This window comes from Brevibacillus panacihumi (genome assembly GCF_003710985.1).
Lineage (GTDB): Bacteria > Bacillota > Bacilli > Brevibacillales > Brevibacillaceae > Brevibacillus > Brevibacillus panacihumi.
The window spans coordinates 1-14,373 of sequence record NZ_RHHT01000077.1 but is presented as its reverse complement, the minus strand read 5'-3'; the positions used below and the strand labels follow the sequence as shown (position 1 = coordinate 14,373).

Annotated in this window: 17 protein-coding genes; 5 read left to right on the top strand and 12 right to left on the bottom strand. The window is 52.4% G+C overall.

Translation table 11 applies throughout. The annotated features are described in order from the left end of the window. Positions 1-43 precede the first annotated feature (43 nt). The 6 genes from EDM58_RS24355 to EDM58_RS24330 form a co-directional block, all read right to left on the bottom strand. Entirely contained in the window at positions 44-643 is a 600-nt protein-coding gene (locus EDM58_RS24355) for a TetR/AcrR family transcriptional regulator (protein WP_122915635.1), read from the bottom strand. Between the two features lie 18 nt (positions 644-661). Further along, positions 662-1,438 (bottom strand): DNA alkylation repair protein, encoded by a 777-nt coding sequence (locus EDM58_RS24350; protein ID WP_246001037.1) that lies wholly within the window; start codon positions 1,436-1,438, stop codon positions 662-664. 13 nt (positions 1,439-1,451) lie between these two features. Continuing rightward, complete coding sequence (locus EDM58_RS24345; RefSeq protein ID WP_122915633.1) at positions 1,452-1,889, bottom strand: VOC family protein; 438 nt, start codon at positions 1,887-1,889, stop codon at positions 1,452-1,454. 120 nt (positions 1,890-2,009) lie between these two features. Continuing rightward, entirely contained in the window at positions 2,010-3,170 is a 1,161-nt protein-coding gene (locus tag EDM58_RS24340; protein WP_122915632.1) for an iron-containing alcohol dehydrogenase, read from the bottom strand. 57 nt (positions 3,171-3,227) lie between these two features. Beyond that, entirely contained in the window at positions 3,228-3,866 is a 639-nt protein-coding gene (locus EDM58_RS24335) for a phosphatase PAP2 family protein (RefSeq protein ID WP_183187617.1), read from the bottom strand. Positions 3,867-3,978: 112 nt separating this feature from the next. Further along, entirely contained in the window at positions 3,979-4,875 is an 897-nt protein-coding gene (locus EDM58_RS24330; protein WP_023558500.1) for a LysR family transcriptional regulator, read from the bottom strand. A 133-nt stretch (positions 4,876-5,008) separates the two neighbouring features. Here EDM58_RS24330 and EDM58_RS24325 point away from each other — a divergent pair, with 133 nt between their 5' ends. The 3 genes from EDM58_RS24325 to EDM58_RS24315 are packed head-to-tail and all read left to right on the top strand — an operon-like array spanning position 5,009 to position 7,709. After that, positions 5,009-5,260: a hypothetical protein gene (locus EDM58_RS24325; RefSeq protein ID WP_122915630.1), complete on the top strand. Its 252-nt coding sequence runs from the start codon at positions 5,009-5,011 to the stop codon at positions 5,258-5,260. After that, entirely contained in the window at positions 5,257-6,765 is a 1,509-nt protein-coding gene (locus EDM58_RS24320) for a sodium:solute symporter family protein (protein WP_122915629.1), read from the top strand. The genes EDM58_RS24325 and EDM58_RS24320 overlap by 4 nt, the downstream gene beginning before the upstream one ends. Further along, on the top strand, positions 6,762-7,709 hold the full coding sequence (locus EDM58_RS24315; RefSeq protein WP_122915628.1) for a carbon-nitrogen hydrolase family protein: 948 nt from the start codon (positions 6,762-6,764) through the stop codon (positions 7,707-7,709). Before EDM58_RS24320 ends, EDM58_RS24315 begins: the two co-directional genes overlap by 4 nt. Positions 7,710-7,740: 31 nt before the next feature. Here EDM58_RS24315 and EDM58_RS24310 read toward each other — a convergent pair whose 3' ends face one another. From EDM58_RS24310 to EDM58_RS24290, 5 genes are all read right to left on the bottom strand, one after another. After that, positions 7,741-8,337 (bottom strand): DedA family protein, encoded by a 597-nt coding sequence (locus EDM58_RS24310; RefSeq protein ID WP_246001035.1) that lies wholly within the window; start codon positions 8,335-8,337, stop codon positions 7,741-7,743. A 149-nt stretch (positions 8,338-8,486) separates the two neighbouring features. Further along, a complete protein-coding gene (locus EDM58_RS24305; protein ID WP_122915626.1) occupies positions 8,487-9,410 on the bottom strand; it encodes a DUF2167 domain-containing protein in 924 nt (307 codons plus the stop codon). A 281-nt stretch (positions 9,411-9,691) separates the two neighbouring features. Further along, positions 9,692-10,606, bottom strand: coding sequence for a glycine betaine ABC transporter substrate-binding protein (locus EDM58_RS24300; protein ID WP_122915657.1), 915 nt, complete (start codon positions 10,604-10,606; stop codon positions 9,692-9,694). A gap of 26 nt (positions 10,607-10,632) precedes the next feature. Beyond that, complete coding sequence (locus EDM58_RS24295; protein ID WP_122915625.1) at positions 10,633-11,472, bottom strand: ABC transporter permease; 840 nt, start codon at positions 11,470-11,472, stop codon at positions 10,633-10,635. Continuing rightward, on the bottom strand, positions 11,469-12,695 hold the full coding sequence (locus EDM58_RS24290; RefSeq protein ID WP_122915624.1) for a quaternary amine ABC transporter ATP-binding protein: 1,227 nt from the start codon (positions 12,693-12,695) through the stop codon (positions 11,469-11,471). The genes EDM58_RS24295 and EDM58_RS24290 overlap by 4 nt, the downstream gene beginning before the upstream one ends. 255 nt (positions 12,696-12,950) lie before the next feature. Here EDM58_RS24290 and EDM58_RS24285 point away from each other — a divergent pair, with 255 nt between their 5' ends. Beyond that, positions 12,951-13,496 (top strand): GbsR/MarR family transcriptional regulator, encoded by a 546-nt coding sequence (locus EDM58_RS24285; RefSeq protein ID WP_122915623.1) that lies wholly within the window; start codon positions 12,951-12,953, stop codon positions 13,494-13,496. Between the two features lie 104 nt (positions 13,497-13,600). After that, on the top strand, positions 13,601-14,158 hold the full coding sequence (locus EDM58_RS24280) for a cysteine hydrolase family protein (RefSeq protein WP_122915622.1): 558 nt from the start codon (positions 13,601-13,603) through the stop codon (positions 14,156-14,158). 14 nt (positions 14,159-14,172) lie between these two features. On the opposite strand, the gene EDM58_RS26065 is transcribed toward EDM58_RS24280, so the two are convergent. Next, the coding region (locus EDM58_RS26065; protein WP_221175435.1) for a hypothetical protein at positions 14,173-14,373 on the bottom strand (201 nt) is incomplete at its 5' end.

Here is a 14,373-nt window from a genome sequence, read left to right as displayed (position 1 = left end):
CAGTTTTGTGCTCTGAATGCTTTTTTTATGACGGGTCCCTCAATCACTCCGTGCGATCTGGTCGCCGCAACCCCTCGAGCAACAACGAAATGACAATCATGCTTTCTTCGTAGGCCTGCTCATCTTCCGCTGCCTGGGCAATCCAGAGAGCGGCTTCATTCATGGCTCCCGAGAGCATATGTGTCAATGCATCGACAGCGACTTGTCTCAACTCACCCTGCTGCTGCATGAATTGAATTTGTGCCCGCAAGAGCCGCATGGAGTTTTGCTCGTCCATTCTGCGCCACTCTTCCCACCCGAGCACTGCCGGGCCATCCAAAAGCATGATTCGCTTGTTCCTGGGCTCGACCGCTGCGGTGATAAAGGCACGACACCCCAAGATGAGCTGCTCCCAGACATCCGCGCTCGTGGCCGCCTGTGTTTCCACCCGTTCCGCGACCTCTTTTTGGACGGTATCCAGCACAGCCTGGAAGAGGCCTTTTTTATTCCCAAAATGGTGGTAAAGGGCGCCGCGCGTAAGCCCTGCCTCCTGGACAATCTCCTCCAATGCAGCATCGGCATACCCGCGTTCGGTAAAATGGGTTCTCGCTACCTCGATCAATGTTTGAATCGTTATCGCGGTTTCTTCCTTATTTCTTCTCATGCATCCCCTGTTCTCCTTTTATCCAAGCTTCCCTGCAAGCTCCCATGCCGCTTCGTCCCCGGTCTTCATCAGTGAGCGCAAAGCGCGGCGAATGATCCACGGCAGATGCTCGCCTCCGTATTCCACTTTTTGCAGCATCCACTCAAACGTAACCTCCTTGTAGTCTTTCGTCAAATCATTCAAATGATTGGCGACGGACTTTCTGACATAAAAGGAAGGATCGTCAAGCAAGGGTTCGAGCAAAGCCAGATTTTGCTTGGGATCGCCTTTGATCACCTCCATTCGCTTTGCCCAGGGAAGGCGTGGCCTGGTTCCCTCGCTGACCAGACGGCGAACATGAGGATTGGCGTCTCGGACCCAGATATGCAATTGCTTCAAGCAATCGTTGACATGAAGGGCCAGATATGGGCGGATCGCATATTCTGCCGTGTGCCGCTTCGTGATCTCATACAGGGCATGCATGGAAAGTTCAAAATGGTCAAGCCCGTACTTTTCCACGTAATAAGCGACAGGCATCAGAAAATAGCCGTTCGTAAACATCCCTTCCTCTGTCTCATTTTCCGGGCCGAGAATCTGGAGCAAGATCCGGACTGCCTCTGTGTAATCCGGGGGCAATGCCTCGCGCAAGGCTTCCGCGATCACCGCTACCCTTCCTTTCAGTTCGAGCGGCCCCACTTGGCCTGCTACTGCTTCTATGAAGGCTTTCTCGGGAAAAGCCGGATCATGAGAGCGGATCAGGACGGAGAGCCGCTGCGCCAACTCCGCTCCGAAATACTCCTTAAGAGCCACTGTCACGCCCTTCCTCCTCCTATTCAGACCAGATTTTCTCCAGGTATTGCGCGCTCTGCGCTTTCGAAGGCGGGATGACCGTGATGATGTCAAGCAAGACCCCATTTGGATCACGGGTGATAAAATGCCGCTGACCGAATTCCTCATCTCGAATATCCAGCTCCAACGGCAGTTTCCGTTCGATAATCAGGCGTTGATACTGAGCATTTACATCCTTTACCTCGAAGTTCAGAATCAATCCCTGTACGTTTTTGCGATAAGCGGCGGGAATCGTCGGGTGGGAAGCGTTCAGGATCGCCAGTTCAAAGGGAATTTGCCCTGCATCGGCTGGAACGCGCAGACTGACGTACCAATCGGCTTCGTACACTTTTTCGAATCCAAAGTGCTCGCAATAGAATGCTGCGCTGCCGGTGACGTCCTCAGTTAATACGACGGGATAAAAGCTGGTTGTGAGCATCGTGGGCCTCCTAGTGGATATGTTTGGGATTAATTTAACATACATACTGTATGTATGTAAATAGCGATTAAAAAATCTCTCCTGTCCGACACTGGAGAGATTTTTGCACTCTGCTGTCTGTTATGCCCGATACGCCTCCTGCAATATCCGCATATAATCCTCTACTGTCACCGCACGTACATTGCTTGGCGTGGAGCCGTTTCTGACTGAAAGCTCGACGATCCGGGAGAAATCCTCCTCGCGTACGCCAGGCAAGTCCCGCAGCTTCGGAATGTTGAGCTGCGCTGTCCACGTCTCGATCCCGGCAATCAGCTTCTCGCAGGCCAGCTCGTCCGAATCTGCGTCGCTGGCAAAGCTCATGTAACGGGCAAGCCGCGCATGCAGCGATGTGTCCTCCTGTGCGTTGAAGCGCAAAACATGAGGCAAAAATACCGCATTCGCCACGCCGTGCGGGGTATCGTACAAGCCCCCGAGCGCTTCCGCAAGACAGTGAACAGCCGCCACATCGGCAGAACCGAAGCACAGGCCTGCCAAAAGACTGCCCTCCAGCATCTCGTAACGGGCTTGTTCATCGCGGCCGTCCTGATAGGCCCTGGGCAAAGCCGTCACAATCTTGCGCATCGCCTGCGCTCCGAAGGCTTGCGAAATAGGATGGGTCAATTTGCAGGTGTAGCCCTCAATCGCGTGGACAAGTGCATCCACCCCGGTCGCAGCCGTAACTGCTGGCGGAACGCTGTAAGTGAGAGCCGGGTCCAGCACAGCCAGCGTGGGACGAAGCGCAGCATGCTTCAAGGTCATTTTGCGATGGGTCGCCGCTTCCGTGATCACGGCGGAGCGCGTTACCTCCGAGCCTGTCCCCGCCGTCGTCGGAACACAGACAATCGGCGCAATGTTGTGGTATGGAAGATGTCCGTCCGCATATTCAGCAGGGGTGCCGCCGTTTTTGCCGATCAGGGCAATCGCCTTGCCCGTATCCATCGCGCTTCCTCCGCCGATCGCCACGACCAGTTCGGCTGAAGTCTCGCGGAAAAGCGCCGCTCCTGCCAAACATTCGGTATCGCGAGGATTCTGGCTCAAGGCGTCAAAAAGCGTGACCGAAAAGCCGCCTGCCTCCAGAGCAGATTGGATCGGAGCAACCAATCCCGCACGAATCACACCGGGGTCACTCACTAAAAGAATAGACGAGCCCAGCCCCAGTGATTGCAGGATGGCAGGCAGCTCCAAGGATTTTCCCGTTCCCATCTCGATGCGTGTCGGACAAAAATAGCTGTATGCTTGCATGCAATTCCCCTCCCGCTCTTTTTTCTCATCATACTAGGGATTGGGGGATTGTACCAGTCAGTTTGACCGGTGTTTCTTTGCTCTGCGCCGTTCCAATACAAGATGCATACCCAGCAGGCACAGCACCAGCCAAGCTCCGCCAGCAGCATAGCCTGCCAAGACATCGCTGGGGTAATGGACACCGAGGTAAATACGGCTTGCTCCCACGCAGGCAATCAGGATAACGGCCGCAAGCACGATTCCGAGCTTGGCAAGCCTTGAGACAACGAAGAGGTACAAAAAAACGGCCACCATCCCGTAGAACAGAAAGGACGCCATGGAATGACCACTGGGAAAACTGTAGCCCCCTTCTTCGATCAGGCGATGCAGATCGGGCCTCTCTCGCCGGAACAGCTCCTTGAGAAGAAGATTGAACAGCATGCCGCCGCCCAGTGCCACTGTCAAAAACAGTGCCTCCCAACACTTTTTCTGCCAGAACATCGTCAAAGCGGTACAGATTAGCAGCACCACAAGTGCTTGCACCGAGCCCAGAAAGGTGAAAACCAGCATGAGTGAAGTCAGCCATGACGGGGCAACGGCTTGCACCCTCTGGATGACAGCTGAATCAAAAGCACGGATCGTCTGCGTCTCGATGCTTGCGCCCAGGATGGCAAACGTCCCCGCAAAAAAGAGAAACAGCAGGACTCCAATCCACACTTTCCTTTTCCCCAGATTTCTCCCTTTCTCGCGTTCCATGGACTAGACGCCATTCCCTTCCTCTGGTCTTTTGTCTAGTCTGTCCGTTCTTCCAATCGACTACTTTGCAGCCTCATCGATAAATTTCATGAACCGTATCCAGAAAACGCTTCAGAGCCGCTGAATGATAATATTTTTTGCTCGTAATCACTCCTACCTGCCACTTGAATGACGGGTTGGTAATCGGGATGGAGGCGATTTCGATATTCTTCAGCTTGTTCGCAAACACGCGCGGCAAAATAGCGATCCCCATCTGCACGGAAACCAGCTCCAGAACCAAATCCCACTGCGTGCTTTCCAGCAAAACATGCGGCGTGAAGCCCGATCGCTCACAAGCGTTCATCACGATTTTATGGAGCGCAAAGGTTTTGGCGAACACGATAAATTGCTCGTCCTTCACTTCATGCAGCTCGATCTGCTCCCGAGCCGCCAAAGGATGATTCGCCGACACGCAAAGCACGAAGGAATCCTCATAGATCTGCTCCGTATACAGGAGGGGGTTGTCCACTGGAAAGACGACAAACCCGACATCCAGCTCCCCTTTTTCCACGAGCTTCTCGGTTACAATGCCGCCCCTTTCTTCGATCTTCAGCGCCACTTTGGGATAACGCTCCGTGTACGCCTTCCCGATCGGAGGAAAAATGAACGTCCCGATGATTTGCGGCAACCCGATTTTCAATTGACCGGCTGCAGCATCCGACAGGTCTTCAATGCCGGTCTCCATGCGCTTCATCAAAGCCAGGACCTGTTTGCTGTGCTCGTACACGATCTCGCCGGCATCTGTCAGCGCAACATCCCGCATCCTGCGATCAAACAAGATCACTTGCAGCTCTTCCTCCAGCCGCTGAATGGATTTGCTGATCGAAGGCTGGGCAATGAACAATTTTTCCCCCGCTCTCGTAAAATTCCGTTCCTCCACAACCGTGACGAAAATCTTCAAATCACGTATTTTGCAGTCCAGCAGCTTCAATGTGCGGCTCCTTTCTCTCCATCATTCCAATACGGAATAGTTTGTATCTCATATATATATTTCTCATTATAGAGAAAACGTTTTAGTATTTACACTATAGACAATTTTCCGATTATAAAAGGATGGTGACTCCATGAGAAAGCTTCACGCCGCTTATATTGGTGCCTTTTTCTTCTTCTATGCCTTAACCTTTTTGCCGAATTTCAATGTGTTCAACGAAGCTGCTTTTATCGGATTCTTTCCACAGCCCCTCGTCTGGGTACTCGTCTTGAATGCCATCAATACGGTCATCATCTTCCTCGTGTACAAGAGGTTCTTCAAGCCCTTCGCCGAGCGGACGGAGCAGGAATTTGCCGCCTGGGAGAAAGGAGAGGAAAACAAATGAGCCAAGCTGCTGTCACGATATTCGTACTCGTTCTCTTCCTATCGATCCTGCTGTGGATCAGCAATCGCGCCTCAAAAGAAAACGTCGCGACGCCGAATGACTTCTTCCTCGCAGGACGCGGATTGGGGACGATTGTCATGACGATGACAACCGGAGCCAGCTACTTCAGTACGTGGACCCTTCTGGGGGCGATCGGCTCCCACTACCGCGATGGCGTCTGGTTCGTCGCCTTTGCCGCCTGGGCGGTGGTGCATGCGATGTTCATTTGGCTGTTCGGTACGCGCATCTGGTACTTGGGCCGCAAGCATAACTTCATCACGCCTGGCGACATGGTCGAAAAGTATTTCAACAGTCCGTTTTTGCGCATTCTCTTTGCTGTCGTAGGCATCGTCGGACTCGTTCCCTATATGCTGATCCAGATCACCGGCGGCGCTTTTGCCTTGAACAGCTTGACGAACAATGAGATCCCCTATTGGGTCGGCGTCTTGATCATGGGGGCGTTCGTCGGGATCATCGTGACGCTTAGCGGCGGACGAGGAGCTGCCTGGGCGGACACCTTCATGGGCTTCTTCTTTGGCTCCGTCCTGCTGTTGATCACCTTGATCTTTATCAGCCGCGCAGGCGGTTTCGACGCCTTCAAAGGACTTCAGGAAACCGCTCCGCAAATTCTCGTGAACAAAGGGAATTTCTGGGGGATATTTGAAACGGCACTCGGTCTCGGATTTGGTTTCTGGATCATGCCTCACATGTGGCAGAAATTTTATTCAGCCAAATCTCCTCTCATCCTGGCGAAGACGTCCATCATTACGCCGTTCTGGAATTCATGGCTGATGGCCTTGGGTGCCTTGTTCATCGGCATGCTCGCTCACAAGCCGGGTCTCGTCCCGGGCTTAAGCGCCGAAACCAGCGACCGCATCATCCCTCTGTTCTTCTCCACCTATGCACCGATCTTCGGGTCGATCGTAGTAGCGGCTGTCATCGCGGCCGGGATCTCGACGATCAACAGTGCCTTGTTGTCGTCCGCCAGCTTGCTGGTCAATGACTTGTTCGTCCGCTTCGTGAAAAAAGACGCGTCGCTGGAGAAGACAACCTCGATTGCCAAAGCGACGGTCCTGCTCATGACAGTGCTCGTCGTCATCATTTCGTTCATCCCTGCTGCCCAGGGTTTCCTGGTTCCAGTCGCTGCGCTAGGCTACGGCATCGTCCTGCAGCTCGTTCCGGCCGCACTCGGACCGCTCTTCTGGCAGGGCGGCACCAAGGCCGGAGCCATAGCCTCCATCTTCGTCGGACTGGCCGGACTGACGTTCGTCTACCTGGCAGGCTCTCCGCTGCCAATCGGTCCTGCAACGACCGGATTCTTGCTGGGACTGGCCGCTTTCTTTCTCGTCAGCCTTGCAACCCGGGATCAGGATACGAAAAACAAAGAGGAGTTCCATACCGATCTGAACCGCGTCTTCTACCCGGAAGAAGCGGCCTATAACAATACAAAGGAAGTGGCATCATGAAAAATAACAAATCATTTACAGTCGCTGTGATCCAGGCAGGCTCGATTCTTATGGACAAGGAAGCCACCGTCGCCAAAGCTATTCAACTGATCAGAGAAGCTGCGAAAAAACAGGCAAAAATCATGCTGTTCCCGGAAGCATTCATTTCCGCATACCCGCGCGGCATGTCGTTTGGCGCCAAAGTAGGAAGCCGCTCGCTGGAAGGACGAAAAGATTTTGCCCGCTATTCGGACAGCGCGATCACAATCCCGGGCCCCGAGACTGAAGCGATCGGAAAAGCGGTCAAGGAAGCCGGTGCCTATGTCGTAATTGGCGTTATTGAAAAGGATTCGGCCTACAGCGGAGGGACGCTCTACTGCACGGCTCTGTTCTTCGGTCCGGACGGCCAGATTCTCGGCAAGCACCGCAAGCTGAAGCCGACCGGGTCTGAACGGCTCATCTGGGGCGAGGGCGACGGCAGCACGCTCCCCGTATTTGATACGCCGTACGGCAGAATAGGCGCCTTGATCTGCTGGGAGAACTACATGCCGCTGGCCCGTGCAGCCATGTATGCAAAAGGCGTCCAGATCTATCTGGCACCCACGGCGGACGCGCGCGACACCTGGTTCGCCTCGATGCGCCATATCGCCCTGGAAGGACGTTGCTTCGTCCTCTCCTGCAATCAATATTCGACGAAGGACATGTACCCGGAGGATATTTTGGAGCGTGCCGAGCTTCAGGAGATGGACCATGAATTGACGCGTGGCGGAAGCTGCATCGTCGATCCGTTAGGCGAATTCATCGTGGCCCCCGTCATGGGGAAAGAGGAGATCCTCTACGCGGAGCTCAACCTGGACCGCATCACCGAAAGCCAATTCGATTTTGATGTCGTCGGCCACTATGCCAGACCTGATGTCTTTCAACTTCACGTAAACGAAGAAAAGCAAGAGCATACGAAATTCTGATAGTTATGAAACAAAAGGGGGAACCAGGTGTCTAAACCGGATTCCCCCTTCCTCTTCTCCACACATACACGCCCAAGCCAATCAAAACCGCTATCACCAATAACCAGAAGCCATAATGCCGCGCATATACCGCTACCCGATACCAATCCTTGCCCAGCGCAAATCCCAATTGCAAAAACGTCATACTCCATAAGAAAGCTCCCGAATAAGCGAAGAGGATGAATCGACGCAGATCCATTACCGCCATTCCTGCCAGATACGCAGTCAAATGTCGAACACCAGGCAAAAAAAAGCCGATTACGAGCAAAAACGGACCGTAGCGGGTGAACAGCTTCTGTGTAGAGGCGATCTTTTGCTCCGTAATATGCAGATAGGGGCCGAAACGCAAAAGCAACGGGAGTCCCCATTTTCGTCCAATCATGTAGCTGATCGTAATGCCCGTGATTGCCCCCAGGAATGCACTTAGAAACGCCAAAGGCATCAGGAGTGTTCCGCGAGCGACTGCAAACCCGGCGTATGTCATAAGTACTTCATCGGGGATGGGCAGCCCTATGATGCCCAACGCGAGCGAGCCAAAAATGCCCAGGTACCCGTACTTCATCACCAATACATCGAGAACCTGTTCCACGTCTCTCCTCCTGTCACCGCTTCTCTCCTTTATCCTATTCGATGCACGTCCCTTTCCATGCAGGCATTTTATTCCCATTTTCTCCTCTCTAATCAAAACAGTCTGTTCCCCGGCGGTTGCCTCAGGAAACAGACTGCTGTTACATGGCCTTATGCAGTTGGCTTTTCGTTGTTGTTCGGCTCTTGATTGTCGCTGTTCGCGTCGGGCAGGGAATCAGCTTGCTGGCTGTCCGCTGGTGCCTTCTTGCGGAACAGCTTGGTGCCAAATTTGAAAAGTGCCCCAATGATCACAACGATCAAAATCCAGCCCTTTTTCAGGAAAGCGAGAAGGATCGCCAGAATGCCCAGTTTCTTCGCCGCTGCCAGTCCGAGTCCTCCCAGAATCAGACCGCTGAGTCCGTATTCCGCCACTTGGTCGGTTTCAGGATTGAAGTCCGCATAACGATGGCCTTCCTTCACCGTAAAATTCTTGAGAATCACTTCGCGCAGAGTCTTCTTGTCTCTCTCCAGATTGGCCAGGTCTGTCACCAGGACAAAAGAGACGTTCCCCGTACGGGTCAGCAACTGCAGCTTATAGTTGAGGAATTTCTCTTTTTGCGCATTTTCGAGCAGCATCGAATATTCCAGCTCATGTGTAGCCGCATTGTAGTTGGGCGCTACATTCCAGCCGACGACGTGGAATTGCTCATGCGGCTCCCGCTGCTCGTTGGCTTCCTCCGTTCCCAATTTGTAGCTTTCCAGCAATTCGTCCGCATCGATTTCATTTTGATCTTCGTCCTTGATATGACCGGTTTCTTCGTATTCCATGTAGACAATCCAGTCTTCTTCGTAGGGCACTACGCTGCCGATTTCCAGCATCGTAGGGATATTTTTCATTTCCTGTTCCAGCTTGATTGTATCTTCTTTGTTGAGGAAGGCCATATTGTTCGGAATGGTGAACGAGAACTTGCCCTCCATTTCTACTGTCGTTCCGCCCTCGATAAAGTTGTAGTCCCCTTCTGCGCCTGCCGGAACGACCAAGCCAAGGCATAAAACCAGAATCAGGGACCATGACAGCCAAATACGTTTACTCATTTGAAAACTCCATTCTACATTTTTTCAAAACCCCCTTGATTTTACATGGGTGTAATTCCCATTTCAAAAGAAAGATGCATATCCGAGCAAAAACAGTTCTTTGAAACTAAAAGTATTGGGATAAGCATCGAGAGAAAATATATCTTTTCTCCCAATAATAAGAGAGGTTTTCTGTAACTTATTTACTATATTTTGCCATTATATAAATGACTATCGTAGCAAAAGAAAAGGACAATAAAAAAACCGCCGGACCTCGCATCCGGCGGTTTGCCTATCACTCTTTATTTTTTCAGGTCTTCGATGGAATTGATGTCCATGTAGGCCGGCACAGCCAGACCCAGCTTGGTTCCTTCCAGATTCGGACCGAGGTCCTCGATCTTGTCACCCAGCTTTTGGTAGTAGTCTTCATGCGTAGTTGGCAACCATGCCGCTACCATGCCGTCCACGTCCCCATTGGAAACACCAATCCACATTGGCCCTGCTTCTACTTGGCTCAGTTCTACTTTGTACTTCAGCTTTTGCTCTAGAACTTCCTTCACGACGTTGGTGCTGGCGATCTCGGAATCCCAAGCTACGTACGCGAGAGTCAGTTTTTGGCCTTCAGCGGGCTCGATGCCTGCTACCCATTCGTTCACCAGGGCTTCATTTTCTTTTACCCAGGCAGCAGCGGCTTCCTCAGGCTTCTGTCCGTCTGTGATAGCCAGCATGACTTTCTCCATATCGGCCGGGCTCCAATGGAATTTGTCGAGGAACGCATACGCGCTTGGCTGCTCCTCTTTCAAGCCTTTGCGAACGATGGTGTGAATCTGTTCGTCTTTTCCATATACGCCTTTTGGATCTTCCAGGTATTTCAGATCAAACTTGGAGAACATCCAGTGCGGCGTCCAGCCTGTCACGATGATCGGCTTTTGATCCTTGTAAGCCTGCGTCAAGGCAGCCGTCATGGCAGCACTAGACCCCTCTACCAGCTCCCAGTCTTTCAATTCGTACTCCTGAATGGCTTTCTCAGTGGCTTTCATCAGGCCGGCACCCGGGTCAATCCCGACAATTTTGTAATCCACTTGTTGTCCGACGCCGCCCTGCGCCGTTTCACCATTTTGTGGAGCCGGTTGATTGCCCTCCGGCGCTGGCGAACCGCTCGAGCATCCTACCATAAGCAAGCTCATTCCCAGTGCCAGCGTCAAGCCTTTCAACATCTGTTTCTTCTTCACGAAAACCCCTCCTAGACATTTTTTCTCTTTCCTACACGTTGGGTGATGCGATCCAATATGATGGCGATAATCACGATGGCAAGTCCAGCCTCGAAGCCTTCCCCGATTTTGATCTGGGTTACTGCCCGATACACGTCGGCACCCAGTCCCTTCGCCCCGATCATCGAAGCGATCACGACCATCGACAGCGCCAGCATGATGCTTTGGTTGATCCCTGCCATCATCGTGGACTTGGCGATCGGCAGCTGCACCTTAAACAGTTTTTGAAAATAGGTGGAACCAAACGCGTCTGCTGCCTCGATCAAATCGGAGGGAACCTGCCTAATCCCCAGATTGGTCAGCCGAATTGTAGGCGGCATTGCAAAGATCACGGACGCGATTACACCCGGCACTTGACCCAATCCGAAGAAGAAGATCGCCGGAATCAGGTAGACAAACGCCGGCATCGTCTGCATGAAGTCCAGCAGCGGCGTAATGACATTTTGCACCGTGTCTTTTTTGGCGCACCAGATCCCGACCGGTATCCCGATCACGACGGAGATCAATCCTGCCGTCAAGACGAGCGCCAATGTCTGCATCGAATGTTCCCAGTACCCGAGATTTTCAATCAAGAGAAGCCCAATACATGTAAAAAGAGCAATTGACCATTTACCTGCTCGGAATGCCAGGAGTGTAAAGACAATCAGCAGCAGCCAGAACGGCAAGCCCGTCAACACCGCATGAAACAGGTCGACGGTCCCGCCAATCCCGGCGGAAATCAGGTCGAACAAAAAGCCCAAGCGGTCATCCATCACATCTACAATGGTTTCTACCCACTCATTGAGCGGCAGTTTTGGGAATAGTTGGCTCATTCCGCCATCACCTGCCCTTCCTCTGCCGACTGTCCGGGATCTTGAGCGTTGACTTTCCCAGCCAAGCCCCCGAGAACGGATCCTTTCACGATCACGCCCAGCAATCTGCCCTGCTCTTCCGTCACAGCGACAGGCACATCCGAAAACGCAACCAGGTCAAACAGTTCGTTCAACAGCGTTTGCGGCCCTACAGTCGGCAATTCTTTACGCAAGACATCTTCCAGCGTCAGGTTGCCGTTCTTCGCTTCGTTGACAGCATCTGCCGTCAGCACGCCGAGCAGCATTTTGCGTTTGTCCACTACGTACAGGGTCGAAACCCCTCTCTCCCGCATCAACTGCAGGGCTACGCGCGGTCCTTTGTCCAGCGTAATTGTCTCTGCCCGCTTCATGACATGCTCTGCGGACAGGATTTTGGAGCGGTCCACATCTTCGACAAAGCGTTCGACGTATTCATTGGCCGGATTGGTCAGGATTTCTTCCGGCGAACCGATCTGGACTACAGCTCCATCTTTCATCAAAGCGATCCGATCTCCGATTTTCAGTGCCTCATCGAGGTCATGCGTAATGAAGATAATGGTTTTTTGCATCGTGCTTTGCAATTCCAGCAGCTCATCCTGCATGTCCTTGCGAATCAATGGATCGAGCGCGCTGAACGCCTCATCCATCAACAGCACATCGGGATCATTCGCCAGAGCGCGAGCGAGACCAACACGTTGCTGCATCCCGCCGCTCAACTGATCGGGAAAGCTGTTTTCCCAACCGGCAAGCCCCACCAACGCAAGGGACTCCTTCGCTTTTTTCTCGCGCTCTGCTTTCGGGACCTTCTGTACCTCCAAGCCATACGCGGCATTCTCCAGTACAGTCCGGTGCGGAAACAAGGCGAACTTCTGAAATACCATCCCGAGCTTCTTGCGGCGTACCTCTTGCAATTGCTCAGTGTTCATCCGCACGATATCCTGACCATCGATATAGATGTGTCCGTCGGTCGGGTCGATCAAACGATTCAAAAGCCGAACCAACGTGGATTTCCCGCTACCGGAAAGACCCATAATGACAAAAATTTCACCAGCCTGCACCTCAAAGCTCGCCTGGTTGACCCCTACGGTCAGACCCGTTTCCTTGAGGATTTCCTGCTTGCTCTTCCCCTGCTGCAAGGCTTGCAGGGCGCGCTGAGGCTGGCGTCCAAAGATTTTCGTTAGCTTTTCTACTTGTATTTTGGGCATATGGTCACCTCCAACTTTCTGCCCGTATCCGGACCCGCTTTACCCTTACTATTGTATAGTTGACGCAGTTTTCCCTCAAATTGGGTAAATCGTGATATTCCGCCGTTTCGAGCGTTCAGAAAAAACTTTACGTACTTTTCTTACCGTATTCGCAGAATAACTCGTATATACGGTATGATATCTCCATTTACTTTTTTCAGTCGGGAACGTACAATCTACTCAGGTAATCTGACCAGAGGAGTGCTATTCTTCAAAATGGAACCCAATCAGGAAAAAATCCTCGACAAGGCACAGGAACGCGTGATCGAGACTCTTGCCCGCAATTTGGATCTGTATGGCATCACGATGTCGACTGGCCTCTTGTATGGCACCCTGCTTTTTCAGGACAAGTCCATGACGCTTGACGATATGGGCCAGGCGCTGGGAATGAGCAAGACCAGCATGAGTACCAGCGTACGGACGCTGCTCGATATGAACATGGTCGAAAAGATATGGAAAAAAGGAACGCGCAAGGACCATTACGAGGTCAATCTGGATTGGTACCAGAACTTTATCGACCTTTTTTCCACCAAATGGCGGCATGCCTGCGAACAAAATGGATCTGCGCTGAAAAAATCGCTGCACGAATTGCGCGCTCTGCGGGAAGCGGAAGGATTGTCCGCCGAAGACCTGGAGCGTATCGATCTCAGCATCCAGCGCATCGAGAACGGTTTGGAATATTATCAATGGCTGCATCGTTTGATCGATTCCTTCGAATCCCATGAAATATTTGAGTTTGTGCCAAAACAGAAGAACGAATAAAAAAATGCTCCGACCGTTGCCAACAGGCAGACGGAAGGAGCATTTTTTTGTTATGATCAGACGGCAAGCAGTCATTCCTACTATTTATTAAGGAGGAAACACAGATGACTCGCAAGACCGCTCTGCTTATTATCGATGCCCAAACAGGCATTATTGAAGCTCCCGACGGTCCGGTACATAACGCCGCCGGATTGCTCCAAACGATGCAAGCAATTCTTTTGAAAGCCCGCCAGCAATCCATCCCTGTCTGGTATGTGCAGGATCTGGATGTAGCCGCGGTTGAAGACGAGGCTTTTGCCACTCATCCTGCCATTGCGCCACTTCCCGGAGAGCCGATCATCTTCAAACGGGCGACGGATTCATTCCACGGGACGGACCTGCACGACCAACTGCAGGCGGCTGGTATCGAGCATCTCGTGATCATGGGCTGCCAGACCCCGTATTGCATCGACAGTGCTTGCCGCAAAGCCACGACTCTCGGGTACGATGTTACGTTGGTCGAAGACGGGCATTCCACTACGGATAACGCTGTCTTGCCCGCAGAGCAGATCATCGCTCATCACAACAAAATCCTCCACGGGATGAGCAATCTGGAGCCGTTTATCCTGGTTCGCCATTCCGAAGAAAATCTTTTTGAGCCAACTCATGATTCGTATCGGTAACAGATAGCTGCATTTCAGAAAAACGCGGGAAGTCGACTGCGTTTTTTTGTTTTTTGGTCATCCTGCTGTAGTGGAGCGGCGGAAAAAGGGAAAAACGCTTTAGGCCGGTTGGGATCTTCACTGGTGGCAGTACTGGCCGGCTCCATTCCAAAAGGCGGAACCGCGGCCAAAAGCAGCCGCCTTCGAAGAAGTGGTTCAAGGTGTAGAGTAGAGAA

What these genes read in the sequence shown, in the direction of transcription:
- EDM58_RS24355 (WP_122915635.1), bottom strand. Translation starts at nt 643, where the DNA reads ATGAGAAGAAATAAGGAAGAAACCGCGATAACGATTCAAACATTGATC.
- EDM58_RS24345 (WP_122915633.1), bottom strand. Translation starts at nt 1,889, where the DNA reads ATGCTCACAACCAGCTTTTATCCCGTCGTATTAACTGAGGACGTCACC.
- EDM58_RS24340 (WP_122915632.1), bottom strand. Translation starts at nt 3,170, where the DNA reads ATGCAAGCATACAGCTATTTTTGTCCGACACGCATCGAGATGGGAACG.
- EDM58_RS24325 (WP_122915630.1), top strand. Translation starts at nt 5,009, where the DNA reads ATGAGAAAGCTTCACGCCGCTTATATTGGTGCCTTTTTCTTCTTCTAT.
- EDM58_RS24320 (WP_122915629.1), top strand. Translation starts at nt 5,257, where the DNA reads ATGAGCCAAGCTGCTGTCACGATATTCGTACTCGTTCTCTTCCTATCG.
- EDM58_RS24315 (WP_122915628.1), top strand. Translation starts at nt 6,762, where the DNA reads ATGAAAAATAACAAATCATTTACAGTCGCTGTGATCCAGGCAGGCTCG.
- EDM58_RS24305 (WP_122915626.1), bottom strand. Translation starts at nt 9,410, where the DNA reads ATGAGTAAACGTATTTGGCTGTCATGGTCCCTGATTCTGGTTTTATGC.
- EDM58_RS24300 (WP_122915657.1), bottom strand. Translation starts at nt 10,606, where the DNA reads ATGTTGAAAGGCTTGACGCTGGCACTGGGAATGAGCTTGCTTATGGTA.
- EDM58_RS24295 (WP_122915625.1), bottom strand. Translation starts at nt 11,472, where the DNA reads ATGAGCCAACTATTCCCAAAACTGCCGCTCAATGAGTGGGTAGAAACC.
- EDM58_RS24290 (WP_122915624.1), bottom strand. Translation starts at nt 12,695, where the DNA reads ATGCCCAAAATACAAGTAGAAAAGCTAACGAAAATCTTTGGACGCCAG.
- EDM58_RS24285 (WP_122915623.1), top strand. Translation starts at nt 12,951, where the DNA reads ATGGAACCCAATCAGGAAAAAATCCTCGACAAGGCACAGGAACGCGTG.
- EDM58_RS24280 (WP_122915622.1), top strand. Translation starts at nt 13,601, where the DNA reads ATGACTCGCAAGACCGCTCTGCTTATTATCGATGCCCAAACAGGCATT.